Here is a 26890-nt window from a genome sequence, read left to right on the forward strand (position 1 = left end):
GCTGATTCGTGGCAGTGCCGGCCGCTGGCCGGCATCCACGGGATCATGCGGTTGCCGGCCAGCGGCCGGCACTACCGGGAATTCAGATTGCCCGGCGGATTCCCGATCAGGCCGCCAGCGAATCCAACGCGGCTTCCAGCGCGTCCAGGTTCGGCAGCAGCGCACTCTGCTCCCCCAGCAGCACGCGCATGTGCACGATCTGCGGCAGGGTTTCCTCGGAGGCATCGGCCAGCAGGCCGTCACGCGGCACCGAGATCAGCTGCGGGAAGTTCTGCGTCAGCAGCGCGTAATAAGGGCGTTGCGCGTTGCCGGACAGCGCCTTCAGCACCACCACCTTGTTGTGGCCGCCCACGGCTTCCTCGCCCAGCCCGGAAAGCCGCGCAAACGATACCAGTGGCACCTGCCAGCCATGCCAACCGATCTCGCCGACCAGCCAGCGCGGTGCATCGGCGATCGGCTGCACCGGCACGCGCGACATCATTTCCGCCACCGTGGCGTTGGGCAGCAGCACGCGTTCGCTGCCGGCCTGGATCAGGACGCCGCGGATCTCATCATTGCTGGCGTAACTCATGGTGCCTCTCCGTTGTCATCCTGCTCGCCCCAGCGCGCGGCGATGGCCTGCGCCAGTTCCTGCGGTTCACCGGCAACCATGCCGGCGGCAACCACGGCCGTGGCCGCCGCCGGGTCATAGCAGCCCTCGCCCACCTGCCCGGCCACCCAGGCCCCGGCAGCGGCGAGGTCCAGCGCCGGTCCGACGTGGGCCAGGTCGGCGCCGCTGAGCAGCACCAGCGCGGTGTATTCGGCCGGCAGCGCTGCAATCGAGATACCGGCGGCATCGCTGAGGAAATGCAGGCCGTCACTGGCCGCCTGCACACCGATGTCGTCAGCCAGCACGTGTACTTCACCAGGTACGGCGCGCTGGCCGGCTTCGGCCAACTGCACCGGCAACGGCGACACGCGCGCCATCTGCTTGACCAGGTTGCCGTAACGACCGCCATCCAGGCGCATGTGCACCAGCACCGGTACGCTCAGCGAAGGCGGCAGCGCACCGAGCAGGCGGCGCAGGGCATCCGGCCCGCCGATACCCGCCAGCACCAGCAGCGAACCGGCGCGCGCGCCGGCCGGTGCTGCAGCATCGAGGTCGACCAGGCTCAGGTGATCGGTATCGAACGAAGGCAACGGCGCTTCCACCGCAACGCTCTGGGCGGCGGCGGCCGGAGCATCCGCCACATCATCGACCAGCGACCATGCCGTGTGGTCGAACGACATAGGCGGTGCGGCCGCGGCCACAGGTGCGGCCACCGGAGGCGACGGCAGCGGCGATACCTCCAGCGGCTCGGGCAGTACCGGCTGCAACGCGGCCAGCGCCTGCTCCAGGGCGACCGGCTCATGCAGGTGCGCCGGTGGCGAGTACAGGGTGTCAGCCGGCACGGCGTCGGCCCAGCTCAGGGCCTGCTCCAGGTGCGGCTGCAGGGCTTCCTCCTGCGGCGCAGGGGCCGGTGACGGATGGCCCGGCTCCAGCTGCAGGCTGGGTTCTTCCTCGGCGCCGGGCGGCAGCACCTGCTGGTGACCATGCAGCTTGGCCGCCAGATGCCGGCCCCAGCGCTGCGCGTCCCAGCCATCCCGGCGCGCCGCCAGTTCGGCCTCGTCGAATACCAGGGTCAGGCCCGGCGCGGACAGCACGGGCTCAAGGCGCTCCAGCGCATCCTCGATGGCCGCCTCCAGGGCGATCACCACGATCTGCGGACGGGCGTCCTGCAGCTGCTGTGGCTCCAGGCCGTTCGGGTCGTCTTCCAGCACCAGCTGCACATCGGCGTGCGACAGTGCCTCGCGCAGGCGCTCACGCGCCGCACCCGGGCGGGCCAGCAGGGCGACGGCCGGGGCCGGATGGACTTCACTCACGGACACGGGCGATCCCCAGCAGGTCGTACACGTTACGCATCAGGTCCAGTTCCTGGTAAGGCTTGCCCAGGTAGCGCTGGACACCGATCTCGAAGGCGCGCTGGCGGTGCTTGTCGCCACTACGCGAGGTGATCATCACGATCGGCACCTCCCTGTAGCGCGGGTCGGCACGCATGGCGGTGGCGAGCTCGTAGCCATCCATGCGCGGCATCTCGATGTCCAGCAGCATCAGGTCGGGCACGCGCTCTTCCAGGCGCTCCAGCGCTTCCACGCCGTCGCGGGCAACGCTGACCTCGAAGTTGTGGCGTTCGAGGATGCGGCCGGTGACCTTGCGCATGGTCAGCGAGTCGTCGACCACCATCACCAGCGGCACCTGGCGCTCCTGGCGCGGTGCGTTGGCCAGCACCGGCAGCGTCGGGTTGGCCAGGAAACGACGCACCAGCGGTGCAACGTCGAGGATCACCACCACGCGGCCATCGCCGGTGATGGTGGCGCCGTAGATGCCTGGTACCGAAGCAATCTGCAGGCCGACCGGCTTGACCACGATTTCACGGTTGCCCAGCACCTGGTCGATCGCCACGGCGGCACGCAGGTCGCCGGCGCGGACCAGCAGCAGTGGTACCTGGTCCTGGCCATCGGCACGCGCCGGGGCCTGGCCGACCAGGGTGCCGAGGTCGTACAGCGGGTAGTCTTCGCCGCTGTAGCGGTAGCTGCTGTCGGCCGCTTCAAAGCGCTCGCGCGACAGGCGGCCGATACCACTGACCGAGGCGACTGGCACCGCGAAGGTGGTTTCGCCGATCTGCACGAACACTGCTTGGGTGACGGCCAATGTCTGTGGCAGGCGCAGGGTGAAGCGCACGCCCTGCCCGCGTACCGACTGGATGTCGACCGAGCCACCGAGCTGGCGCACTTCGTTGCGCACCACGTCCATGCCCACGCCGCGGCCCGCCAGCTGGCTGACCTGGTCGGCGGTGGTGAAGCCGGAAGCGAAGATCAGGTTGTCCAGTTCCTGCTCGTTCGGCTGCGCATCGGCGGCCAGCAGGCCACGGTCGATGGCGCGGCGGCGAATCGCCTCGCGGTCCAGGCCGGCGCCGTCATCGGCCACTTCCAGCACGATTTCCGAACCTTCACGGTGCAGGCGGATGGCGATCTCGCCTTCCTCCGGCTTGCCGGCGGCGCGGCGCTGTTCCGGTGCTTCCAGGCCATGGGCCACGGAGTTGCGCAGCATGTGTTCCAGCGGCGCGACCATGCGATCAAGGACGTTGCGGTCCAGTTCGCCGTGGGTGCCTTCCAGGGTCAGGTGAACCTGCTTGCCGGTGTCCATGCCGGACTGGCGGACCACGCGACGGAGGCGAGGCACCAGGCCGTCGAACGGCACCATGCGCGCGCGCATCAGGCCATCCTGCAGTTCCGAACTGACGCGCGACTGCTGTTGCAGCAGCGAGTCGTACTGGCGCGACAGGTCGTCGAGCACGCCCTGCAGGCCGCCAAGGTCGGCCGCTGACTCGTTCAGTGCGCGGCTGAGCTGCTGCAGCGTGGAGAAGCGGTCCAGCTCCAGCGGATCGAACTTCTGGTCGGCCTGGTCCTGCTCGCGCTGGTAGCGGGCCACGATCTGCGCCTCGGTTTCCAGGTCAAGGCGGCGCAGCTGGTCGCGCAGTCGCGCATTGGTGCGCTCCAGTTCGCCCATGGCGCCGCGGAAGGCACCGAGCTGCTGTTCAAGCCGCGAACGGTAGATCGCCACTTCACCAGCGTGGTTGACCAGGCGGTCGAGCAGGTCCGCGCGCACGCGCACCTGTTCCTGCTGCGGACGGACCAGCGGATCCTCGTCGACCCCGCCTTCGATCGGCAGCGGTGCCGACAATGGGGCATCAACCACGGCGGTCGACGGCCCGTCGGCCGGCGCGGGTACGCTCTCGCCCACGCTGATCGCATGGACGGCCGCCGCGGCGGCAGCGATATCGGTGGTGGTGCGGACGTCGAAGGCCTCGACCAGGTCCTGCGCCGGCTCGACCACGCGATGGGCACCGGTACGGGTGAGCAGCTGGTGCAGACGATCGAAGCCACGCTCCAGCAGCTGCACATCACGGCGCTCGATCTCGGTGCGACCGGCGGCCACCGCTTCCAGCAGCGACTCGATGCTGTGGCCAAGGTCGCCGATGGCATTGATGCCGGCCATGCGTGCGCCACCCTTCAGGGTATGCAGGTCGCGCTGCAGGCCGGCCAGCACCTCGCGGTCCTGCGGCGCATCGCGCAGTTCGCTGATCAGACCATCGCAATGATCCAGCAGGTCCTTGCCTTCCTCGACGAAGATGTCGACCAGCTCGCGGTCATACACGCTGAAGTCGAGTGCATCGGCGCTGTCCGTGCCTTCTTCCCCGGCAACCACTTCATCATGGGTCGGCGCACTGGGCGCGCCGTCGATCTCGACCGGCTCGGTGGCGGCAGGCGCAGTCGCCTGGCCCGGTGCGTCTTCGAGTTCGAAGAAGCGCACCGGCGCGGCGGCATCCACCTGGGGGGGCTCATCCACCGTCGCCGGGGACGGCTGGTCGGCGCTCTCTCCTTCACCGACCGCCGCCTCCCCGCCGACGTCCGCATCCTCGGCAAAGGCATCTGCCTCGCCCGGCGCGAGTTCGCTGGCCTGGAGGCCGAGCACGGGCCACTGCCCGTCGTCGTCCAGGGTCTGCTCTTCGTCGATCACGTGCAGGCCGGCCTCGAGCGCGGCTGCCAGTGTGACCGGTTCTGCAAAACCCGGCGCAGCCATTTCATCCTGCAGGCTGGACAGCCCGCTGTCGAGTGGCAGTGCAGCAGCTTCGTCAATGAAGCGGTCTTCGCTGTCCAGTACGTTGGCGGACGACTGCGTATTCAGGTCGATTGCGACAACTTCTGCGGCCGCAGGGAGTTCATCGGTGTCGCGGTCATCCACCGGCAGTGCGCTGGCGTCGAGGTACGGCGACAGATCGTCTGCGGCGGTCAGATCGGCTTCGGCGACCGGCGTCGGTGCAACATACGCTTCGGCCGCCGCTGCAACCGGCGCACTCACGACCGGCTGGATCGATTCAATCGACCCGATATCCGCACTGGCGGCTTCGCCCTCAGCCGGCACCGCCGGCCATCCGGCATCGAAGTAGCGCGACAGATCATCGCTGCCGGTCAGCTCAGCGGCCTCCAGGCCCGTGCCGATCATGTCCGTGCTCTCCGCTGCCTGCACTTCGGCGGCCAGCGGTTCCAGCACGGGCTCGTCAGCCCCGGCTGCGGCAGCATCCGGCACCGCGGCAGCGTGCGTATCGGCCGCGGCGTCAGACGCCGCTTCGGCCTCCAGCGCCAGATCGTCGTCTTCCTCTTCCAGCCCGACCATCGGCCAACGCGCTTCCGGCAGCTCGCCGGCCAGCGCCAGCAGGCGCTGCACCAGTGCTTCCTGCGGTGCGATCCGCGGCTGCTCGGCCTGCAAGGCTTCCATGGTCGCGGTGATCGCCTGCGCGGTCGCATCCAGTGCGGCCACGCCTTCGTCACCCGGCACCACATCGGCGGCCAGTGCGCGCTTGATGTAGGACTCGGCCCCACCGGTGACGGCGGTGATTTCCGGCACTTCGGTCATCGCGAAGGCGCCGTTCATGGTGTGCACCGCGCGCAGCAGCGCGTCGCTGACCGGCTGCGGTGCCTGCTGCGCCGAGCGCAGCCAGTCCTGCAGGGTCGCCTGGTGCACTTCCACTTCGGCTTCGAGGATCTCGCGCAGCACGCTGTCGATGTTGGCGGGCGTGCCCACGGCCTCGGGCACCGCTTCAGCGTCGGCGTGTACCGACGCGCTCGCTTCGGCTTCGAGAATGCGGCTGATCTCGTCCTCGCCTTCCGCCCCGGTCTCGAGCACGGTTGCCACCGGTGCGGCTGCAACCGGCAGCGGCACGTAGTAGGTCTCTTCACCGGCGCCGACACGATCGGCGATGGCCTGCATGGCCTGCAGATCCACGCTGATGCGCTGGCCGTGGCGCAGCGCGGCGTTCAGCTGCGGCAGCGCGGCATGCGCGTTGTCCACCATGGCCAGCACCGCCGGCGAGGCCGGGCGGCTGCCATCGAGCACGCGGTTGAGCATGCCCTCGATCTTCCACGCGAACTCGCCCAGGGTGCGTGCACCGACCAGGCGGCCACTGCCCTTGAGGGTGTGGAAGATGCGGCGGATCGGCCGCAGCCGGTCCATGTTGTCCGGCTGCATGCGCCATGCCGGCAGCAAGGTGCCGAGATTGGCCAGTTCGTCGTCGAACTCTTCCAGGAACACCTCACGGATGTCCTCGTCGATGTTCTCGGCGTCATCGTCGAAGCCTGCTTCGAAACCGGCCTCGGCCTCCGTCGCAACGGGCGCTTCGGCAACGGTCGGTGCAGCCACGGCCTGCGGATTGAAGTCTGCGGCGGCCACACTCAGCTCGGCGAAGAACTGCGCGTCGGCTTCGCTGAAATCGATCGGTGCGATGGTGTCGATGTCGATCACCGAGACTGCGGGTGCATCCGCAGGCGCGACGTCCAGCCCGGTGACCACCGGAACCTCGTCCGACAGCGTTGCCGGGCCGGCATCGACGATCTCCAGCGACGGGTGCAGCCCGGCATCGTCGTCCAGCGACAACGTCTCCATCGCATGCAGCGACAGCACATCGTCGGCGTTGTCCAACGCGTCGGTGTCGAAGCGGAACACCACGTCGTCGTCGGCCACAATGGCGTCGTGCTCGGCGGCCACTGGATCGAACACGGGTGCTGCGAACGCATCGGGGTCGATACCTGGCGTCCTGTCTGCGCCGTCGTCGGCGTCGACAGCGACCGTCTCCACCAGCGCCGACGGCATGGCCTCCGGAAGCGTCCACTGTGCCGCAGCGCCCTGCCCTGCATCGACCTGTTCGAAGCTGACCGGATCGAAGCTGGCAAAGGTCGGGCTGCGCTCATCATCGGCAGATGCGAGCGGGTCGGCATCCGGATGGAACGGCGCAAGATCCCATTGCGGGACGTCGGGGGCGGGCGCACTGGAAGCGGCGAAGACCAGCGGCGTCTCCACGTCGTCCTGCAGCGACAGCGGCGCGGCAGCGGCGTCGATCGCGGCAGAGCCGAGCGCGCCGAACATCAGGCGGCTGTCGACAGCCTCTGCCGCGGGTGCGACCGGTGGCGGATCGAAAGTGAAGTCCGGCAGCGGCACCGGCACGGTGCCTGCCGCAGGCGCGGCCGGCTGCACCGGAATCTCGATGCGCTCCGGCTGCAGGGCCTCGGCCTGCAGCGCAACCGGCTCACGTTGGACCGGCTGTGCCGCGAACGGTGCCGGCTCGATCGCGTTGCGGTCCGGCAGCGGCCAGTAGCGCAGCGCCTCGAGGCTGCTGCGGGTGATGTCGAGGATGTCCTCGCGACCCGGACGGCGGTCGCGCAGCGCTTCCAGGTAGTACTCCAGGCTGGCCATGGCGTCGGCCAGGGTGTCCAGCTGACGACCGCTGGGCACGCGCTGGCGTCCGATCAGCTCGGCCTCGATGTACTGCTGCACACCGCGCAGGTAGTCGGCAGCCGTGCCCAGGTCGAGCATGCGCAGTGCACCGGCCACATCGCCCAGCAGGCGCGGCACATCCTGCAGCTCGGCATGGTTCCAGCTGGTTTCGATGAAGGCGACGAAGTGTTCGCGCGCCGCCGCGAAGTTGGCGATCGCTTCATGCGCCAGCACTTCCACCGTGCGCCGGTTCTCGACCGCGCTCGGGTCGTCCTCGCCACTGCCGCCGGCGCCCAGATGGGCCACCTGGTCGTCCAGCGAGGCATCCACGTAAAGCAGCGCGCCGGCAATATCCAGCAGCAGGTTCTCGTCGATCTGCTGGCGGCCCTCGACCACGCCGCGCAGCGCGTCGCGCTGCTGCACGACCACGCCACGGGCCACGCCCAGGCCCATCATGCCCAGGGTATCGGCCACCGCGCCCAGTTCGTTGGCCTGGGTCTGCAGCTGCTCCGGTGCACCGCCGGTACGCAGGTGCAGGTCCAGCGCGTCCTTGATGCGCAGCAGTTCTTCCTTCACCGCGCTGCCGACGGTATCCAGCAGTTCGCGGTTGCGCCCGCTCAGGCTGCCACGGGCATGGTCCAGCTCGGCCTCGGTGGCGGTGACGCTGTCCGGTGCGAACGCCAGCAGCACGCTGTCATGCACGCCGTCCTCGCCACGCGCGGCGCGGATCTCGTTGAGCAGCGGCATCAGCACGATCGGAATATCGCGATGGCCGTTCTGCAGGCGTTCCAGGTAATCGGGCAGCAGCACGCTGCCGCGCATCAGCGTCGCGCAGGCTTCGTCACGATCGGCGACGCGGCCCGCACCAATGGCATTGGCCAGCTGTTCAAGCTCTTCGGCCACCATCGCCGGGGCGTACAGCTCGACCATGCGCAGGGTGCCCTGCACCTGGTGCAGGAAGCCGGCGCAGATGCGCATGCGGCTGGCATCGCTCGGGTCTTCCGCGTAGTACTCGACCTCGTTGCGCACCTGGCGCAGGGTCTCGTCCAGCTCGGGCTTGACCCAGCCCAGCGCCGCGTGGCTCATCGCATCGCGCAGACTGCTCATGGATGCGCTCCGGTCGCCGCCGCGCGGAAGCCGCGCGAACTCTGGCGTGGGAAATGGAAATGCTTCATCGAGGGGTTCCTTGCTCGCCGCCCTGCCCGCGTCACGCCGGCAGCTTGAAGTCGGCGACCGAACGACGCAGGTCGGCCGCCAGCTGCGCCAGGTGGCCGATCGATTCGGCGGTCTGCCCGGCACCCTGCGAGGTCTGGCCGGTGATCTGCCGGATCACGCCCATGGTGCGGGTGATGTCCGAGGCGGCCGCGGACTGCTGCTGGGCGGCGATGGAGATGTTCTTGATGAGGGTGTTCAGTGCATTGGACACGCGCTCGATCTCGGTCAGCGCAGTGCCCGCATCCTCGGCCAGGCGCGCACCGGACACCACTTCGGCGGTGGTCTGTTCCATCGAGGTGACCGCTTCGTTGGTGTCGGCCTGAATCGCCTGCACCAGGTTTTCGATGCGTCGGGTCGCACCCGAGGTACGTTCTGCCAGGCGCTGCACTTCGTCGGCCACGACCGCGAAACCGCGACCGGCCTCGCCCGCCGAGGCGGCCTGCACGGCGGCGTTCAACGCCAGGATGTTGGTCTGCTCGGAAATGTCGTTGATCAGTTCCACGATCGAGCCGATTTCCTGCGACGACTCACCCAGGCGCTTGATGCGCTTGGAGGTTTCCTGGATCTGGTCGCGGATCTGGTCCATGCCCTGGATGGTCTCGCGCACCACGCCGGCACCCTCGGCGGCGATCACCACCGAGCGCTGTGCCACGTCGGCCGATTCGGCCGAGTTGCGCGACACCTGCTCGATGCTCGCTGCGATTTCGCCGATGCGGTCCGACGCCGAGGTGATCTGATTGGCCTGGTGGCCCGCCGCCTCTGCCAGCTGCATGGCGGTCGCCTGGGTTTCCTGGGTGGACAGCGCGACCTTGGCCGAGGTGTCGTTGATGGTGGTCACCAGGTGGCGCAGCTCGTCGACCGCGTAATTGATCGCGTCGGCGATGGCGCCGGTCATGTCCTCGGTCACCGAGGCCTTCACCGTCAGGTCACCCTCACCGAGCGAGGAGATTTCATCCAGCAGCCGCATGATCGCCTGCTGGTTGCGGCTGTTGAACTCCACCTGGGTCTGGTAACGCAGTTCCTGCTCGCGCGAGCGGCTGCGCACGTTGGTGGAAACGAAGCCGATGATCGCGATCAGCGACAGCGCGCCGGACACCACGCCGATCCAGAAGTTGGGGAACAGGCGGGTATCGGATACCGAGCCGAACGAGGAGAACGCTTCGAACAGCTTGCGGCTGTCATCCAGCATGTGCGCCGAACCCTGGCCCAGCGCGGTGGCGGCCGACTGCGCGGCGAACAGCTGGCGCGAGCTGGCCAGGATCGCGTCGGCGTCCTGCTTCATCGCCTCCCACTTCTGCTGCGATTGTTCCAGAGCGGCGATGGCGGCGGCACCACGTACGGCGGTGATGCCCAGTTCGTCGTTGCCGTTGCGCAGGCCGTCGAGCACCTGCGAGAACACGGTGATGTCGCGGGCCAGCGCGTCACCGGCGGTGGCCGCGGCGCTGCCACCAGCCCGCATTTCGGTCACGCGGCGGGCCATCGAGCCGGCCACCACCACCTGCTGCAGCGCGCTGTACACCTGCGCCGACGGAGCGCCGGAGGCGGACATCGCGCGCACCAGCTCGTTCAGCTGGGCCTGCAGGCCCGGCACCGCCCCGGTGAAGTTGTTGGCGTTGCCGGCCAGGGCCAGCACCGCCGGCTCACTGGCGACCAGCTGCCCGGCCTGCTTGCCCAGCGGCGCCCAGGTTTCACCCAGCGTGGCAATGGCACCGGATACGCCCGGCTCCTTGCCGTAGCGCCCCTGCAGGGTCGATACGTTCTGTTCGATTGCGTTGCGGGTCGCCTTGAAGGCGGTGAACGCCTGCGCGTTGCCGCCGACGGCGTCACGGCCCTGGTTGGCCAGCTGCTGTGACAGCACCTGCAGGTCGGCGGCCTTGGAACCGGCGTCCGCCAGGCGGCTGCCCTGCCAGGTGGCGACGCCTGTGTTGACGCCGAACAGGATCATCGATGCCAGCAGCAGGAACAGCCAGAGGTTGCTGCCGCCCAGCCGCAGCTTGCCGGATTTGGTGGCGTCCGAAGCAGTACTCATCGTTCAACCTCGATCTTCAATGCAGGGGGCGATGCCCGGCCTCAGGCCGCGGCTTGCCGGAATTCAGGGGTACGCGACAGCAGCGAGAGCGAGAACACGCCCCAGTCGTGGCCGTCGGCATGGAAGGCGCGGTCGACGAAATGGCCGTAGCGCCCTTCGGCCAGCGTGCCGGCCGCGATCTGCTGGTCGAGTTCGAAGCTGCGCTGGCCGAACAGTTCATCGATGGTCAGCGCGACGTCGCCGCCGGCCTGGCGCATGATCAGCACGCGCTGGCCTTCCTGCTGCACGGTGCGTGTGCCTTCCAGGAAGTATTTCAGGTCGACCACCGGAAACAGGTTGCCGCGCAGGTTGCCCACGCCCAGCAGCCACGGCTGTGCACATGGCACCGGGGTCACCGGCGGCATCGGCACGATTTCCACCACTTCGCGGAAATCGGATACCAGCCGGCGCTGGCCGACGCGGTAACCGACGCCACGCCACAGGTCCAGCGCGAACTGCCGTTCGGGAAGCTGCACCGCATGGGCCAGGCTCCGCCGTTCGTAGGCTTCAAGGATGTCGAAGGGCGAGCGCATCAGGCCACCAGTTCGTTGATCCGCGCGATCAGTTCATCCTCGCGCGGCGGCTTGACGATGTAATCGGCCGCGCCCTGGCGCAGGCCCCATGCCTTGTCGGTTTCCATCGCCTTGGTGCTGACGATGATCACCGGGATGTGCTTGATCGCTGCGTCACGGGCCATCGCCCGGGTCGCCTGGAAGCCGCTCATGCCGGGCAACACCACGTCCATCAGCACCAGCTGCGGCACCTGGTCGCGGACCAGCTGCAGTCCATCCTCGGCGTTGTCCGCCTCCAGCACCTCGTGGCCGGCACGGCGCAGCCACTGGGTGAACACCGCGCGGTCGGTCGGTGAATCCTCGATCAGAACGATACGAGCCATTGTGCCTTTCCCCCCTGGTCAGGCGTTGACGTATGTGCGGATGGCACCCAGCAGTTCTTCACGCGTGAAAGGCTTGGTCAGGTATTGCTCCGAGCCGACGATGCGTCCCCGCGCCTTGTCGAACAGGCCATCCTTGGACGACAGCATGATGACCGGGGTCGCCTTGAACAGCTGGTTGCCCTTGATCAGCGCACACGTCTGGTACCCGTCCAGGCGCGGCATCATGATGTCGACGAAGATGATCTGCGGTTGCTGGTCTGCGATCTTGGCAAGCGCTTCGAAGCCGTCGGTGGCGGTGACCACCTCGCAGCCTTCGCGCTTGAGCAGCGTTTCCGCAGTCCTGCGGATGGTCTTCGAATCATCGATGACCATCACCCGGAGTCCTGCGAGTTCCCCGCCCGCAGTCGTGTTTTCAGTCATTGCCTATCCCCAAGCGCACGGCCCGATCTCTGGCGGGGGCCGCTACGAAAGCGTATCTATATCGCACTTTCCGCGCCCGCTTCAAGGCCAGCCCACGGCGCAGGGGGTGGCAGCCGGCTGAACGTGACGGGGTTCGCAATGATTGCGCCGCCGCCGGGCGGACGCTGCGTTGCAGTACGGCAGGGAGGCGCGCGACCGGCGTTGCCGCTACCATCAACGCCTTGCCTGACAGGTGCGCCCATGCCGTTGAACGTCATCGTGGTGATGGACCCCATCGCCCACATCAAGATCGCCAAGGACACCACGTTCGCCATGCTGCTGGAAGCCCAGCGCCGCGGCCATGCCCTGCACTACGTGCGCCCGGGCGGCCTGGCCCTGGAAGGAGGTGTGGCGGTGGCCCAGACCGCACCGCTGCAGGTGCGCGACGACCCGTCCGGCTGGTATGAGCTGGGCACGTTCAGCCGTACCGAGTTCGGGCCCGGCCAGATCGTGCTGATGCGCAAGGACCCGCCGGTCGACGCCGAGTACATCTACGACACCCAGGTACTGGACGTGGCGGCCTCGGCCGGCGCCTGCGTGGTCAACAACCCGCAGGGCCTGCGCGACTACAACGAGAAGCTGGCCGCCCTGCTGTTCCCGCAGTGCTGCCCGCCGACCCTGGTCAGCCGGGACGCCAAGGCGCTGAAGGCCTTCGCGCTGGAACACGGCCAGGCCGTGCTGAAGCCGCTGGACGGCATGGGTGGACGCTCGATCTTCCGCAGCGGCCAGGGCGATCCGAACCTGAACGTGATCCTGGAAACGCTGACCGACGGCGGCCGAAAGCTGGCGCTGGCCCAGAAGTTCATTCCCGACATCACGGCCGGTGACAAGCGCATCCTGCTTGTCGACGGCGAGCCGGTCGACTATTGCCTGGCGCGCATTCCGCAGGGTGACGAGTTCCGCGGCAACCTGGCCGCCGGCGGCCGCGGCGAGGGCCGCCCGCTGAGCGAGCGCGACCGCTGGATCGCCGCCCAGGTCGGACCGGAAATGAAGCGCCGCGGCATGCGCTTCGTCGGCCTGGACGTGATCGGCGATTACCTGACCGAAGTCAACGTGACCAGCCCGACCTGCGTGCGCGAACTGGACGCCCAGTACGGCCTGAACATCGCCGGCACCCTGTTCGACGCGCTCGAGGCCGGCCTGCGCTGATGGCTGCCGCACCTGCCGTGCTGCCCCCGCCACCGCGCGAAGCGCAGCGGCTGGGAGCGACCATCGCGCTGTCGGTCGTGGTCCACGCCCTGCTGATCCTGGGCGTGGGCTTTGCAGTGAAGGGCGATGCGCCGCTGGTACCGACGCTGGAGGTGATCTTCAGCCAGACCCGCACCGCGCTGACCCCGAAGCAGGCCGACTTTCTGGCCGCGGCGAGCCAGGAAGGCGGCGGCGAGCATGACCGTGCACAGCGCCCGCGCGACAACCAGGCCGGCATCGTGCCGCAGGCGCAGGCCGGGGTGAGCCCGGTGCCACAGCAGCAGCAATCGGCCGCGCCGGCGCCGCCGCCGCAGGCACGCGTGGTCAGCAGCCGCAATGGCCAGGACACGGTGGCGCAGGCACAGGCGCGGCCCACGCCGGAGCAGCCCGAACCGGATGCGCCGCTGAGCGCACGCGAGCAGCGCGACGTGGAAATGGCGCGGCTGGCGGCCGAGGTGCACCTGCGTTCGGCGCAGTACGCCAAGCGTCCGAACCGCAAGTTCGTGTCGGCCAGCACGCGTGAGTATGCCTATGCCAATTACCTGCGCGCATGGGTTGACCGTGCCGAGCGGGTGGGCAATCTGAACTATCCGGACGAGGCCCGGCAGCGCCGCCTCGGTGGCCAGGTGGTGATCAGCGTGGGCGTGCGCCGCGATGGCAGCGTGGAAAGCAGCCGGATCCTGCGTTCAAGTGGCACGCCCTTGCTGGATGAGGCGGCACTGCGGGTGGTGAAGCTGGCGCAGCCGTTCCCGCCGTTGCCGAAGACCGACGACGAGATCGACATCCTGCAGGTCACCCGCACGTGGGTGTTCCTGCCCGGTGGCACCCTGCACGACGACCGGTAGGGTTTTGCTGCCCGGGCCTGCGGCCCGGGACCCGCTGCGAAGCAACGTCAACGTCAACGTCAACGTCAACAGCAGCGGTCGGGATGTTGGGCTTGGCGGGGCGGTGTGGGCTTGCAGGACACGCCGTGAACCCCCCTCCGGGGTCCGGCCCAGCCGCTGGCGGCTGTGCGTTCGGGCGCTTGCGAAGCAGTGCTTCGCAAGCAAAGCGCCCTCACCCATGGGGGCTCGATGGCGCCATCCATGGCGCCAACGGTCCTGCAAGCCCACACCGCCCCACCTCCGACAGATCGCGGCGCCTCATCGCTGTTGGTGGGTGTCGACCTTGGTCGACACACATCCACGCCACGCGTGGATGCGAGCGAAGCGATCGGCTTTTGATTTTGATTTTCTTTTTTGATTTTCCGTGGCGGACGCACACGGAAACTGTCAAAGGCCGGGCGGGGTGGGTTCGCGGGGGTATCCGCGCCATGGATGGCGCGGCTAAGCCCCCAGGGACGGGTTCACGGCGTCCCCCGCGAACCCACCCCGCCCGGCCAAGCGCGGCTTTTGATTTACGCGATCAACCAACCCCGCCACGAGGGGCTCAGCCGTTGGCCTTCGCCTTCGCCTCGCGCGCGGCCTGCTGCTCGACCAGGGTCAGCGCCACGTTGTCGCGCAGGTACGCCGGTTCGACCTTCTCCGGTGCAATGGCCTCGCCGCGCGCGAAGGCCGGCACCGCCAGCGCCAGCACATCCGATGCCCGCGGCAACGCCGTAGCGTCGAAGCCACGCAGGCTGTTACCGAGTTGTGCCACCAGAGCGCCCTCGGCCGCACCAAATCCGGTACCGATGCCGTAGGCCGACAGCCCTTCCGGCAGCACCACCGCAGCCGGTGCGCACACGCGTTCGGCATCGCGTGCGACCGGCAGGCCGTCCACGCGTTCGAAGCGTGCGACGTACAGTTCGCCCATCCGCGCATCGATCGCCGACAGGATCTGCGTTTCTTCTGCCGGCGCCCGCAGCGCCAGCACCTGCAGCGTCGACACCGGCAGCAGCGGGCGGTCCAGCGCCAGCGCGATGCCCTGGGCAATGGCGATGGCCAGGCGCACGCCGGTGAACGCACCGGGGCCCCGGCTGAGCGCGATGCCGTCCAGCTGGCGGCGGCTGATGCCGGCTTCGGCCAGCAGCGCCTCCGCCCACGGCAGGCTCAGCTCGGCATGCCGGCGCGGGGCGATCTCGAAACGTTCCAGCACCTGCCCATCGACATGCAGGGCAACGGAACAGGCTTCGGTGGCGGTTTCAAAGGCGAGCAGTTTCATCGGATCAGGTCAGAACAGGGGAAACGTGGCGCCGGGCGCCAGATCCGGGCCCGCCGCAGCGGTGGCCGGAACGGCATCATCGGCCCCGGGTGCCCATTGTGGCGTAAAGAAGGCCTGCACATCGGCCAGGCTGCGGGTGCGCCGGAACGGCGGCAGCGAATCGAGGAAGACCCGGCCATAGCCGCGGTTGAGCAGGCGCGGGTCGCACAGCACCAGCACCCCGCGGTCGCTCTCGCTGCGGATCAGGCGGCCGACGCCCTGCTTCAGCGCGATCACCGCCTGCGGCAGCTGCTCGTCGCGGAACGGGTTGCCGCCCTGGCTGCGGATCGCCTCCAGCCGCGCCTCGTACACCGGGTCGTCCGGAGCGGCGAAGGGCAGCTTGTCGATCATCACCACGCTCAGCGCTTCGCCGACCACGTCCACGCCCTCGCGGAAACTGGCCGAGCCGAGCAGCACGCCATTGCCCGATTCGCGGAAGCGCTGCAGCAACGTGGCGCGCGGCGCCTCGCCCTGCACGAACAACGGCCACGGCCCGTCGCGCAGCGCTTCGGCGGCCTCGCGCAGGGCGCGATGCGACGCGAACAGCAGGAATGCCCTGCCCTGCGACGCCTGCAGCACCGGCCGCAGGGTCTGGATCAACGCGGTGCCGAAGCCACGCGCGGCCGGATCGGGCAGCCCTTCGGGCAGGTAGCACAACGCTTGCTCGGGCCAGTTGAACGGACTCGGCTGGACCAGGGTATGCGGATCGTCCAGGCCCAGTCGCGTGGCGATGTGATCGAAGCCACCGCCTACGGTCAGCGTGGCGGAGGTGAAGATCCATGCTGCCCGGCTGCGTTCACGGTGCTCGCGCAGCGGGCCGGACACATCCATGGGCGTGCGCTGGCAGCGGAAACCACGCGGCGTCAGCTCGTACCAGAGCACATCGGCCGCACCCGCCACGTCCGCAGGGTCGGTGTCGAAATCCAGGCTGGGCTCGTCATCGCCCAGCCAGCGGCTGAGCCGCGAGACCGCTTCGCGCGCCCGCGCATGGCAGGCATCCAGGCCAGCGGCAGCTTCGCGCAGTGGTTGCAGTGCCTGCTCCAGCGTCACCAGCCCCGCCATCACCGTATCGAAGCCGTCGCGCACCTGCGGCATTGCCAGTGCCCGCCACTGTGTGCCGCGCGATGGCAGGCCCTCCATCGCTGCACGCAACGCCAGCAGCGCCTGCTGCAACTGGTCGACCGGCTCCTGCAGGGCCGACTGCGCACCGCCTACGCCTCGCGCTTCGGCCAGGCAGTCGCGGCCCAGCTCCTGCCATGGGCGCATGCCGAACCCCTCGCCGAAGAACTGCGCGGCCAACTCGGGCAGCTGATGCGCTTCATCGATGACGAACGCCTGCGCCCCTGGCAGCAGTTCGCCGAAGCCATCCTGTTTCAATGCCAGGTCCGCCAGCAGCAGGTGATGGTTGACCACCACCACATCGGCCGCCTGTGCGCGTTGCCGCGCACGCACTACGAAGCAGTCGTCCCAGAACGGACAATCGGTGCCCAGGCAGTTGTCGACGGTGGAGGTGACCATCGGCAGCAGTGGTGAGTCGTCGGCCAGCCCGTCGAGCTCGGCGATGTCACCGAATTCGGAGCGGCCGGACCAGGCCAGGATGCGCTGGAACTGCGCCGCCTGCTCTGGGCTGGAGAATCGTGGCTCACCACGCGCCTGCTGCAGGCGATAACGGCACAGGTAGTTCGCACGCCCCTTCAGCAGCGCGCTGCGCAGGCCGACGCCGAGCGCTTGGCGCACGCGTGGCAGATCGCGGTGGTAGAGCTGGTCCTGCAGCGCGCGGGTACCGGTGGAGATGATGGTACGCAGCCCGGACAGCAGCACCGGCACCAGATAGGCGAAGGTCTTGCCGGTACCGGTACCGGCCTCGGCCAGCAGCAGATCGCGCTGCTGCAACGCATCGGCGATGGCCTCGGTCAGGCGCAACTGGGCCGGACGCGGGACGAAGGCATCCAGGTGCGAGGCGAGCGCGCCGCCGTCGCTGAGGGCTTCGCGGCTGGCATGGACAAGGTCGGACATCAGAGGCAAAGGATACCCGGCCGGGCGCTGCCCGGCACCCGTTTCAAGCCAGAGCACAAGCAAAGGCAAAGGCAACGTCGCTTGTTCATGGCTCTGGGCTTCTACGTGCTGGGCGGGCCGGGAGGGGCAGGCAGGACACGCCGTAAACCCATCCCTGGGGGCTCGATGGCGCCATCCATGGCGCCAACGGTCCTGCCTGCCCCTCCCGCCCCACCCTCGACAGTTTCCCGGTGACGGAGGGACATGCTTCGTAGAGTCGAGCTTGCTCGACTTGGATGTCAGAAGCGGTGGAGGAAGCGGGGGAAGAAGAAAAGAAATGACAGCGAGCGCGCGCAGCGCGCGACCCGCTTTTGATCTTCTTTTTCTTTTCCGTGGCTGGCAGCGCACGGAATCTGTAAGAGGTCGGGCGGGGTGGGTTCGCGGGGGTGTCCGCGGCATGGATGCCGCGGCCAAGCCCCCAAGGACGGGTTCACGGCGTCCCCCGCGAACCCACCCCGCCCGGCCAAGCACGGCTTTTGCCTTACGCGGCCAAGCAGCCAGCCACGAGGGGCTGCGCCGTTGGCAGGAAACTCAGTACCGCTTGATCCCCGGCACGGTGCAGCCTTCCAGCTGCGCATGCGCCGACACCGCATTCTCCTTCTCGCCGCGCGCCAGGCGCGACTGCTCGATCGTGGCCCAGTGCCGGCGGCACAGCGGCCCCGTCTTCGACCCCAGATCGATCGCCTTGCGTGCGAACGTCTCCGCCTGCGCCCACTGGCCCTGCAGCAGCGCCAGCTCGGCACGTTCCTGCAGCACCGACGGATCACCCGCCACGATCTCCAGCGCATGGTCCAGACTGCTGGCCGCGGCGGCCAGATCATTGGCCTGTCGCTGCGCCTGCGCGGTCACCCGCAGGTCTTCCACCTGCGAATCGCGCAGTGGCTGCACCGACAGTTCCTTGTCGTCCGGCCCCGCGGCCGCGTCCACGGCGGCCAGGCGTTGCGCGGGGGTGGTGGTATCAACCGGCGGCTTGGCCACCGGTGGTGCGCTGCTCACGCAGGCGGCCAGGGCGAGGCTGAGACCGCTCAGGGCCAGGGGCTGCAGCAGGGATCGCATGTTCATCGGCATCATCGGCTTGGAGGAGGTGTGGCGGCAGCGGGTGCCGCGGCGGGTTCCGCTGGAGCTTCCGGCTTGCGGTCCAGGCCGAACCAGCTGCGCCAGCCCCCGCCTTCGCCCTCGGCTCCGCCTTGCCCATCCGGCGATACCGCCGGCGCACACGGTGCATAGGCCGGCGCGTAGCCCACCACGAACGGGAAGCGACGCGCGCCCGGGCAGCCTTCATCGGTACTGTTGATGCCGGTGGGTGCCACCGACTGCCAGTCCAGGCCCTTGTTGCTGACACGCAGCGGAGCACTTGGCAGGCGCTGGAAAACACCCGACCACACCCTCATCGCACCGGTGGCACCGTACAGGCCCGCCTGCTCGTTCTGGTCGTTGCCGATCCAGATCACCGCCAGATGATCGCCGGTGTAACCGGCGTACCAGCTGTCGCGGCCATCATTGGTGGTACCGGTCTTGCCGGCCGGCTGCAGCCGGCCCAGGCCGTCGGCGTTGAGGCGCTGCGCGGTACCACTGGCGACCACCTGCTGCAGCCCGACGCTGATCAGGTTGGCGGCGATCGAGTCGCCCTCCTGTGCCGGCGCCGGGGTCTTGTCATAGCGCTTGAGCAGCTTGCCCTGCGGATCGAGCACGCCACGCACCGCGTGCAGCGGCTGGATCTCGCCGCCGGACGCCAGGAACTGGTACAGCTGCGCCATCGCATACGGGCTCTGGTCGGTCGAGCCGAGGATCACCGCCGGATTGGCCTCGGCCTTGATGCCGGCCAGCACGTGGATCAGCTGGGTCACGCGCTCGGGACCGACCTGCATGCCGACGCGCACGGTGGCCTGGTTGTAGGAATGGGCCAGTGCATCGATCAGGCGCACGGTGCCGTGGCTGCGGTTGTCCGCGTTGCCGGGGGTCCAGTTGCGGCCGCGGCCGAGCTGCACCGTCACCGGGGAATCATCGACCCAGCTGGCCAGCGAGTAGCGATCCGGCTGTGCCAGCGCCAGCAGGTACACGAACGGTTTGAGCAGTGAACCGACCGGACGCTGTGCCTCGATCGCGCGGTTGAAGCCGACCTCGGAGACCTCGCGGCTGCCGATCACCGCCAGCACATCGCCGTTGTGCACGTCGGTCAGCACCATGCCGGCCTGCAGTTCGGGGCGTCGCTTGCTCTCCAGCGATTTGATGGTGCGGGTCACCGCGCCTTCGGCGTAGGCCTGCGCCGACGGCGACATGCCGGTCATAACGCTCAGGCCGGCGCCCTGCAGCGCCGATTCCGGATAGTCATGGCCCAGCTGGCGGCGGACCAGGTCGACGTAGGCCGGGAAGCGGTTGGCCGCCACCAGGCCCGGTGTCTTCGGCACACCCAGCGGTGCCTTCAATGCACGCTGGTACTCGGCATCGTCGATCAACGTGGCCTCGTGCAGCTTGCCCAGCACGAAGTTGCGGCGGTCCAGCGCGCGTTCCGGGTTGCGCCGCGGGTCGTAGAAGGACGGCCCCTTGACCAGGCCGATCAGCAGCGCGATCTGCTCGGTTTCCAGCGACGACAGGTCACGGCCGAACCAGAACTCGGCGCCGGAGGACATGCCGTGGATGGCCTGGCTGCCACGCTGGCCCAGGTACACCTGGTTGAGGTAGGCCTCGAAGATGGTGCGCTTGTCGTAACGCGCTTCCATGATCAGCGCGTACAACACTTCGTTGAACTTGCGGGTGACTGTCTGTTCCTTGCCGATGCCGAGCAGGCCACTGCGGGCCAGCTGCTGGGTCAGCGTGGACGCGCCCTGGCGGCTCTGGCCACCGGAGCGGATGGTCACCCACACCGCGCGCGCGATGCCGGACAGATCGATACCGTGGTGACGGTTGAAATCCTTGTCCTCCACCGCCTGCAGGCCGGTCACCAGCAGGTCCGGCGCCTCATCCATGCGGATCAGGCGGCGCTCTTCCTGCTTCTGGCCGTACAGGGTGGCAATGCGCGCAGGATCCAGCCGCGCAGCCTTCAGCGCCTTGCGGTTGTCTGCATCGCGCAGCGAGGCCACGCCGCCATCGGCCAACGACAGCTCCACCCGGCGTGGGGCAACCCGGCCGTCGACGTCGTTGTAGCCGCGGCTGGAGATGACGAAGCGACCGCCGTTCACCGCATAGGTGGCCGGTTCCTTGCCCTGCCCGTCGTCGCGGTAGGCCGAAGCGGCCAGCTCGGTCTTCAGGGTGGCCGCATCCATTGCCTTGCCGGGCGCAAGCACCAGCGGGCGCGCGTACACACGCGTCGGGATCTGCCAGCGCAGCTCGCCGAAACGCTGCGTCACCTGTTGGTTCAGGTACAGCGTGTAGGGAATGAGGAAACCCAATCCCAACGCGACCGCAGCCATGCTCCAGGTGATCAGCCGGCGCCGCCACAGCGGACCGTTGTCCTGCTGGTCGTCGTCGTCGAAATCGTCGATGTCGTCGGAATCGTAGCGTCGGGGCACGGGAATGCGAGAATGTAGGGTCTGGCGAGTCTACCCCAGCCGCTGCGGCTGGCGAATTCTCCCGGGTCCCCCTGCTTAAGCTGGAGTTGCAACCGGATGGTGATGTCGCTGGCCGAGATCCGATACCTGATCAACCGCCTGACGGGCCTGGCCCGGCGGAGCCTGGCAAGCCTGCGCACCCGTGGCTGGCGGGCCACCTGGCAGCGCATCCGCGTTCATACCCAGCGCGCCGTTCCTGCTCCGCGCACGCCGTTGTACCTGCCGCCGGCACAGGCGTTTGCCCCCTTCACGGTGCCGTTCAGCGAGTCGCCGGAGGTGAGCATCGTCATCCCGGTCTACAACCACGTCGAGCACACCCTGGCCTGCCTGCGCGCCCTGGCGGCGCACCCGCCGGCGGCAGCCTGCGAGATCCTGGTAGTGGATGACGGCAGCAGCGACGCCACCGTGCAATGGATGCCGCAGGTGGCCGGGCTGCGCTATGAAGTGCGCGAGCACAACGGCGGCTTCATTGAAGCCTGCAATGATGGGGTGTCGCGTGCCCGTGGCCGCTACGTGGTGCTGCTCAACAACGACACGGTGCCGCAGCCGGGCTGGCTCGATGCCCTGCTGGACACCTTCGACAACACGCCCGACGCCGGCCTGGTCGGCAGCCAGCTGCTGTACCCGGATGGCCGCCTGCAGGAATCGGGCGGGGTGATCTTCGCCGATGGCAGTGGCTGGAGCTACGGCCGCTTCGAGGCCGCCGATGATCCGCGCTTTGCCAGCCTGCGCGATGTCGACTACTGCTCGGGTGCGGCGCTGATGCTGCCGCGCGCCCTCTGGCAGCAGCTGGACGGCTTCGATACCCGCTACAAACCGGCGTACTACGAGGACACCGACCTGGCCTTCCGCGTGCGTGCCCAGGGCCTGCGCGTGCTGGTGCAGCCGGCCAGCCGGGTGATCCACGACGAGGGCACCAGCAACGGCACCGACACCGGTAGTGGGGTAAAGGCCTACCAGGTGCGCAACCAGGCCATCTTTGCCGCCCGCTGGGCCAGCGAACTGGCCCGCCATCCGGCGGTCGGCGAAGTACCGTCTCCGGCGCTGCTGCTGCGCGGCCGGCGCCAGGTGCTGATCCTGGACGAGGAAGTTCCACAACCGGATCGCGACTCCGGGTCGCTGCGCCAGGTCAACCTGATCCGCCTGCTGCTGCAGGGCGGTGCCCACGTGGTATTCGTACCGACCCGGCGCGAGCATGCCGGTGTGGCGACCGAAGCGCTGCAGCGGATGGGCGTGGAAGTCTGGTATGCGCCCTTCCTGGACGGCGTGGCCGGCTGGCTGCGCAGCCACGGATCGCGTTTCGACGTGGCAATGCTGGTACGTCACCACGTCGCCCATGAGTGCCTGCCGCTGCTCAAGCGCTACGCCCCGCAGGCACGCACCGTGTTCGACACCGTCGACCTGCACTACCTGCGCGAACGCCGCGGTGCCGAGGTAGCCGGCGACGCGACTCTCCTGCGCGCTGCCGAGCGTACCCGCAGCAGCGAACTGGCAGTGATGGAGCAGTGCGACATCACCGTGCTGGTCAGTGCAGCCGAGCGTGAGCAGCTGCAGGCCGATGCACCACGGGTGCAGGTGGAGCTGATCTCCAACCTGCACGAGGTTGCCGGTGCAGGTGCCGTGTTCGAGCAGCGCCACGACCTGGTGTTTGTCGGCGGCTTCCGCCACCCGCCGAACCTGGATGGCATGGAATGGTTCATCGGCGAGGTCTTCGCCAACATCCGCGCCCGGCTGCCGGAGGTCCACCTGCACTGCATTGGCGCCGCAGCCCCGGAGTCGTTGCTGGCGCTGGCCGCACGCCAGCCCGGCGTGGAGATGCACGGATTCGTCGAAGACATCACGCCCTACATGGACGGCGCACGCATTGCCATCGCGCCGCTGCGGTTCGGCGCTGGAGTGAAGGGCAAGATCAACCTGAGCATGGCCCATGGCCAGCCGGTGGTCGGTACCACCTGCGCAGTGGAAGGCATGCACCTGCATCCGGGCCGGGATGTACTGGTGGCTGACGACGCGCTCGGTTTCGCCGATGCAGTGGTCCGCCTGTATCAGGACCCGCATCTGTGGCAGCAGTTGTCCGATGCCGGCCTGGCCAATGTCGCCGAGCATTTTTCGCTCGATGCCGCTCGTGCGACCGTGCAGCGCGTGTTCTTCGCCTAATCCGCCCGTCCACCGGCGCGACGCAGGCGGTCTTCGAATGCCGGCAGCTCCGCCAGTTCCGGCTGCAGCACCCGCGCCTGTCCGGCGGCATGCGCGGCAAAATCCAGGTCGCCGTTGCCAAGCCGTTCGCTGCCGATCGCAAGCCAGCGCTGTGCCAGGCGCTGACGGGCAGCAGGCAGGCCGTTCGCGGTGGGCGACAGGGTCTGCCAGGCCTGCAGGCAGGCACCCGCGGCCTGCACCCGGTTCTGCCGCAGGTTGTCATCGAAGCAGGCACGGCTGGCGGGCAGCAGGCGCGCGGCGGCGGCTTTCACCCGGGAATCGCGCGGCGCCAGGGCCTGCGCTTCACGCAGCGCGTCGAACGCGCTGTGTCCCGGCGGACTGATCCACTGCCCGGCGCGCTCGGCGCGCTCGATCCTGCGCAGCAGCTCGCGCAACAGCCGCTCGCGCTGCGCGTTGCTGGCCGCCGGTTGCTGCAACGACCGCTGCGCCTGATGCGCACGTTGCAGGCGCTGCGCCAGCAGCTGGCGCGCCGCAGCCGACGCGCCCAGCGCTTCGGCCAGCGCTGCATCACGCTGTGCTGCGTCGAACTGGAAATCATCGGCCTGGCTCTGGCTGCGCGCCAGCACGGCCTGCAGCACCTGCTCGCGGCCACGCAGGGCCGTGGGATCCTCCGGCGCCACCGCCAGCACGGCCAGGAATCCCTTCGCCGCATTTTCAAGTTGCTGGCGCTGCAACGCGCGCTGCGCCTGCCTCAGGCGCAGGTCCACCGCACGTGCCAGCGCCTCCTGGCTGGCCGGAAGGTCGGCATGGCCGGCATCGAACTGGCGGGCGCGCTGCACGATCGCAGCCGCCTCGGCCAGCTCCCCTCGCCCGGCCAGCGTGCGTGCCTGCTGCAACAGATCGCTCAGGGCATCCTCGCGCCCTTCCAGCGCCGGCAGATTGTCCGGCTGCACTGCCAGGATGCGCTGGAACAGCGGCAATGCACTGCTGTCGCCATCATCAAGCCGCCCCGCCGCAAAGGCATTGCGCGCCTGTGCCAGCAGCGCGCCGATGCCAGCCCCCGCGTTGCGTCGCGCCTGCAGCTGGCGGGCAACCGCTTCGGCTTCGCTCTGCGGCACCTGCAGCTCGCGGGCCAACGCCAGCGCCTGCGCGCTGCCGTCGAGGTCGTTGTTCTGCAGCCTGTCGCGTGCCTGCTGCAGTGCCGCCGCAGCCGTTCGGGCCAGGCCTTCGCGCGCCTGCGGCCGATCACCGTCCAGTGCCAGCACCGCCTGGTAGCGCTCGCGTGCGCCACTGCCATCGGCCGCGCTCAACCGGCCCGCGGCGAGTGCGTGGTCACCCTCGGCCAGCAACTGTTCGATCTGCGGTTCATCCCAGAACCAGTCGGCCAGCGGCTTGCGCAGCAGCACCAGCAGCACGAACACGGCCAGCGCGGCGACCAGCGCCCAGCGCCAGACCCGGCGCGCGTGGCGTGCCTGCAGCCACCACCAACGGCCTTCGCGGCGGACGCGGTCCAGCGCAGGATGTTCAGCGCCATGCGGGCGATGCGGGGGCTCGCGTTCCATGCGTGCAGGGTAGCCGGGGCAGCGTGAAGCTCAGCCGAGGCGACGTGCCTCGCTCACGCCGGGCAGCGCGTCCAGTTTGCCCAGCAGGGTCGACAGCTGGCCGTAGTCGCTCACCTTCAACCGCAGGCGCAGATGGGCACGGCCGCTGTTGCGCACGTTGTCACTGTGGATGTCGAGCACGTAGGCGTCTTCCTGGGCGATCAGGTTGGTGATGTCCTTCAGCAGCCAGCGGCGATCAACCGCGGTGACCACCACGTCCACTTCGTAGCCGCCACCGGCCTGGCCCCATTCCACCGGCAGGATGCGTTGCGGGCTGGTGGCGGCCAGGCGGGCCAGCGCTGCACAGTCTGCCCGATGCACGGTGACACCACGGCTACGGGTCAGGTAGCCGACGATCGGCTCGCCCGCCACCGGCTGGCAGCAGCGCGCCAGCTGCACCAGCAGATTGCCCACGCCCTGCACGGTGAACTTGGACTTGCCAAGGTTCTCCCGGCGCGCGGTCGGGCGCGGCAATGCCGGCGCGGCTGCAGGCTGGCTGGCCGCGCGCTCGGCTTCCAGCAGGGCGCGGCTGACCTGGTTCGGCCCGGTGTCGCCCAGCGCCACCTGGATGTAGAGGTCATCGACGCTGTCGGCGTGGAATTTCTTCGCCGCCACCGCCAGATCCGAATGCTGCAGGCCCAGCCGCTTCAGCTCGCGCTCGAGCAGCTCACGCCCGGCCTGCACGTTGCGCGCACGGTCCAGCTTGTGGAACCAGCTGCGCACCTTCTCGCGGGAGCGGTTGCTGGCCAGGAAGCCATTGGCCGGCATCAGCCAGTCGCGGCGCGGGTCGGCCTCCTTGCCGGTCAGGATCTCGACGCGGTCGCCGCTGCGCAGGCGGTAGGTCAGCGGCACGATGCGGCCATTGACCTTGGCGCCGCGGCAACGGTGCCCGACCATGGTGTGCACCTGGTAGGCGAAATCGAGCGGCGTTGCGCCCTGCGGCAGGTCCAGCACCTCGTCCTTCGGACTCAGCGCATAGACCCGGTCCTCGGTCAGCTCGGCATCGAGCGCCCCGGCCAGTTCGTTGCCCTGCCCGTCCTGCGCCTGCTCCAGCAGCTGCCGCATCCAGGTGATCTTGCGGTCGAAGGCCTTCTCCGCGCCCTTCCCGCCTTCCTTGTACTTCCAGTGCGCGGCCACGCCCAGCTCGGCCTGCGAGTGCATTTCGTGGGTGCGGATCTGCACTTCGATGGTGCGCCCTTCCGGGCCGACCACGGCGGTATGCAGCGAGCGGTAGTCGTTGGCCTTGGGACGAGCGATGTAGTCATCGAATTCGCTCGGCACCGGCGCCCACAGTGCGTGCACCACGCCCAGCGCGGCGTAGCAGGCGGCGACGTCGTCGACCATCACCCGCACCGCGCGGATGTCGTACAGCTGGTCGAACGCCAGCCGCTTCTTCTGCATCTTCCGCCAGATGCTGTAGATGTGCTTCGGGCGGCCACTGACCTCGGCCTTGATGCCCTGCGCGACCAGTTCGCGCGACAGCACCTTCTTGACGTTCTCGACGTAGCGCTCGCGCGCGATGCGGGTCTCATCCACCTCACGGGCGATGCGCCGGTAGGTCTCAGGCTCCAGATGGCGGAAAGCCAGATCCTCCAGCTCCCACTTCAGCTGCCAGATGCCCAGCCGGTTGGCCAGCGGTGCATGGATATCGCGGGTCAGCTGGGCCAGCGCGCGGCGCTGTTCGTCATCCAGCTTGTCGGCCGCGCGCATCCGCGCCAGTTGCCGGGCCAGCAGGATCGGCACCACGCGCAGGTCGCGGATGATCGCCAGCAGCAGGCGGCGCAGGCCCTCACTGTTGCGCCCGGCCTCGCGGCCAGCGTGCAGCGCCCATACCGGATCAGCCGCGTCCTGGCCATCGAGCAGGCCGATCACCGCCGCCTTGTGGTTGCCCAGCGGCAACGCGTCCAGGTGGGCACGCAACCCGGGAAGGTCGAACAGCAGGGCTGCGACCACTGCACCTTCGTCGGCTGAAAGCATCGACAGCGCATCAAGGGTGTCACCCAGCACCGACCAGCTGGCGCGCATCTGGTGGTCGCACTCCGGGGCATCCCAGTACCCGCGCAGGGCCTGGCGCAGCGGAGCGGGCAGCACCGCTGCCGAGGGACGGTTCAACAAGGCATCCAGGCCGGGGACGGAAGCGCGGTTCACAGCATCGAGCAGGCAAGACAGAGG

16 protein-coding genes are annotated in these 26890 nt (G+C 68.8%); 3 read left to right on the forward strand and 13 right to left on the reverse strand.

The genetic code is table 11. From position 1 onward, the window contains the following. Positions 1–106: 106 nt before the first annotated feature. From N440_RS13315 to pilG, 7 genes are all read right to left on the reverse strand, one after another. Complete coding sequence (locus N440_RS13315; RefSeq protein ID WP_006464650.1) at positions 107–571, reverse strand: chemotaxis protein CheW; 465 nt, start codon at positions 569–571, stop codon at positions 107–109. Then, positions 568–1908 (reverse strand): chemotaxis protein CheB, encoded by a 1341-nt coding sequence (locus N440_RS13320; protein ID WP_133935362.1) that lies wholly within the window; start codon positions 1906–1908, stop codon positions 568–570. The genes N440_RS13315 and N440_RS13320 overlap by 4 nt, the downstream gene beginning before the upstream one ends. Then, the gene (locus N440_RS13325) at positions 1895–8458 is read right to left on the reverse strand and encodes an Hpt domain-containing protein (RefSeq protein ID WP_133935363.1); all 6564 of its coding nucleotides are present in this window, start codon (positions 8456–8458) and stop codon (positions 1895–1897) included. Before N440_RS13325 ends, N440_RS13320 begins: the two co-directional genes overlap by 14 nt. Positions 8459–8558: 100 nt before the next feature. Further along, entirely contained in the window at positions 8559–10595 is a 2037-nt protein-coding gene (locus tag N440_RS13330) for a methyl-accepting chemotaxis protein (RefSeq protein ID WP_008266837.1), read from the reverse strand. 41 nt (positions 10596–10636) lie between these two features. After that, a complete protein-coding gene (locus N440_RS13335; protein WP_006464979.1) occupies positions 10637–11167 on the reverse strand; it encodes a chemotaxis protein CheW in 531 nt (176 codons plus the stop codon). Then, positions 11167–11529: a response regulator gene (locus N440_RS13340; protein ID WP_005410717.1), complete on the reverse strand. Its 363-nt coding sequence runs from the start codon at positions 11527–11529 to the stop codon at positions 11167–11169. The genes N440_RS13335 and N440_RS13340 overlap by 1 nt, the downstream gene beginning before the upstream one ends. Positions 11530–11547: 18 nt before the next feature. Then, positions 11548–11949: a twitching motility response regulator PilG gene (pilG, locus tag N440_RS13345; protein ID WP_005418455.1), complete on the reverse strand. Its 402-nt coding sequence runs from the start codon at positions 11947–11949 to the stop codon at positions 11548–11550. Positions 11950–12189: 240 nt separating this feature from the next. On the opposite strand from pilG, the gene gshB reads away from it, so the two are divergent. Together gshB and N440_RS13355 are read left to right on the forward strand one after the other, a co-directional pair. Then, a complete protein-coding gene (gene gshB, locus N440_RS13350; protein ID WP_133935364.1) occupies positions 12190–13137 on the forward strand; it encodes a glutathione synthase in 948 nt (315 codons plus the stop codon). Next, positions 13137–14021 carry an energy transducer TonB gene (locus N440_RS13355; protein WP_133935365.1) on the forward strand — a complete coding sequence of 295 codons (885 nt, stop codon included), beginning with the start codon at positions 13137–13139 and terminating at the stop codon, positions 14019–14021. Before gshB ends, N440_RS13355 begins: the two co-directional genes overlap by 1 nt. A gap of 583 nt (positions 14022–14604) precedes the next feature. Here the strand turns inward: N440_RS13355 and tsaB are convergent. The 4 genes from tsaB to mrcB form a co-directional block, all read right to left on the reverse strand. Then, positions 14605–15318, reverse strand: a complete 714-nt coding sequence (gene tsaB / locus N440_RS13360) for a tRNA (adenosine(37)-N6)-threonylcarbamoyltransferase complex dimerization subunit type 1 TsaB (RefSeq protein ID WP_133935366.1) — start codon at positions 15316–15318, stop codon at positions 14605–14607. Positions 15319–15327: 9 nt separating this feature from the next. Then, a complete protein-coding gene (locus N440_RS13365; protein ID WP_133935367.1) occupies positions 15328–17373 on the reverse strand; it encodes an ATP-dependent DNA helicase in 2046 nt (681 codons plus the stop codon). Positions 17374–17943: 570 nt separating this feature from the next. After that, positions 17944–18468, reverse strand: coding sequence for a hypothetical protein (locus tag N440_RS13370; protein ID WP_166671579.1), 525 nt, complete (start codon positions 18466–18468; stop codon positions 17944–17946). A gap of 11 nt (positions 18469–18479) precedes the next feature. Continuing rightward, positions 18480–20921, reverse strand: coding sequence for a penicillin-binding protein 1B (mrcB, locus tag N440_RS13375; RefSeq protein ID WP_133935369.1), 2442 nt, complete (start codon positions 20919–20921; stop codon positions 18480–18482). Positions 20922–21017: 96 nt separating this feature from the next. Here mrcB and N440_RS13380 point away from each other — a divergent pair, with 96 nt between their 5' ends. Then, positions 21018–23117 carry a glycosyltransferase gene (locus N440_RS13380; RefSeq protein WP_133935370.1) on the forward strand — a complete coding sequence of 700 codons (2100 nt, stop codon included), beginning with the start codon at positions 21018–21020 and terminating at the stop codon, positions 23115–23117. On the opposite strand, the gene N440_RS13385 is transcribed toward N440_RS13380, so the two are convergent. Then, complete coding sequence (locus N440_RS13385) at positions 23114–24679, reverse strand: hypothetical protein (RefSeq protein ID WP_133935371.1); 1566 nt, start codon at positions 24677–24679, stop codon at positions 23114–23116. The genes N440_RS13380 and N440_RS13385 overlap by 4 nt on opposite strands. 30 nt (positions 24680–24709) lie before the next feature. Beyond that, positions 24710–26866: a bifunctional (p)ppGpp synthetase/guanosine-3',5'-bis(diphosphate) 3'-pyrophosphohydrolase gene (locus N440_RS13390; RefSeq protein WP_133935372.1), complete on the reverse strand. Its 2157-nt coding sequence runs from the start codon at positions 26864–26866 to the stop codon at positions 24710–24712. Positions 26867–26890 lie beyond the last annotated feature (24 nt).

The sequence above is a fragment of the Stenotrophomonas sp. CC22-02 genome, from assembly GCF_004365115.1.
Taxonomy (GTDB): domain Bacteria; phylum Pseudomonadota; class Gammaproteobacteria; order Xanthomonadales; family Xanthomonadaceae; genus Stenotrophomonas; species Stenotrophomonas forensis.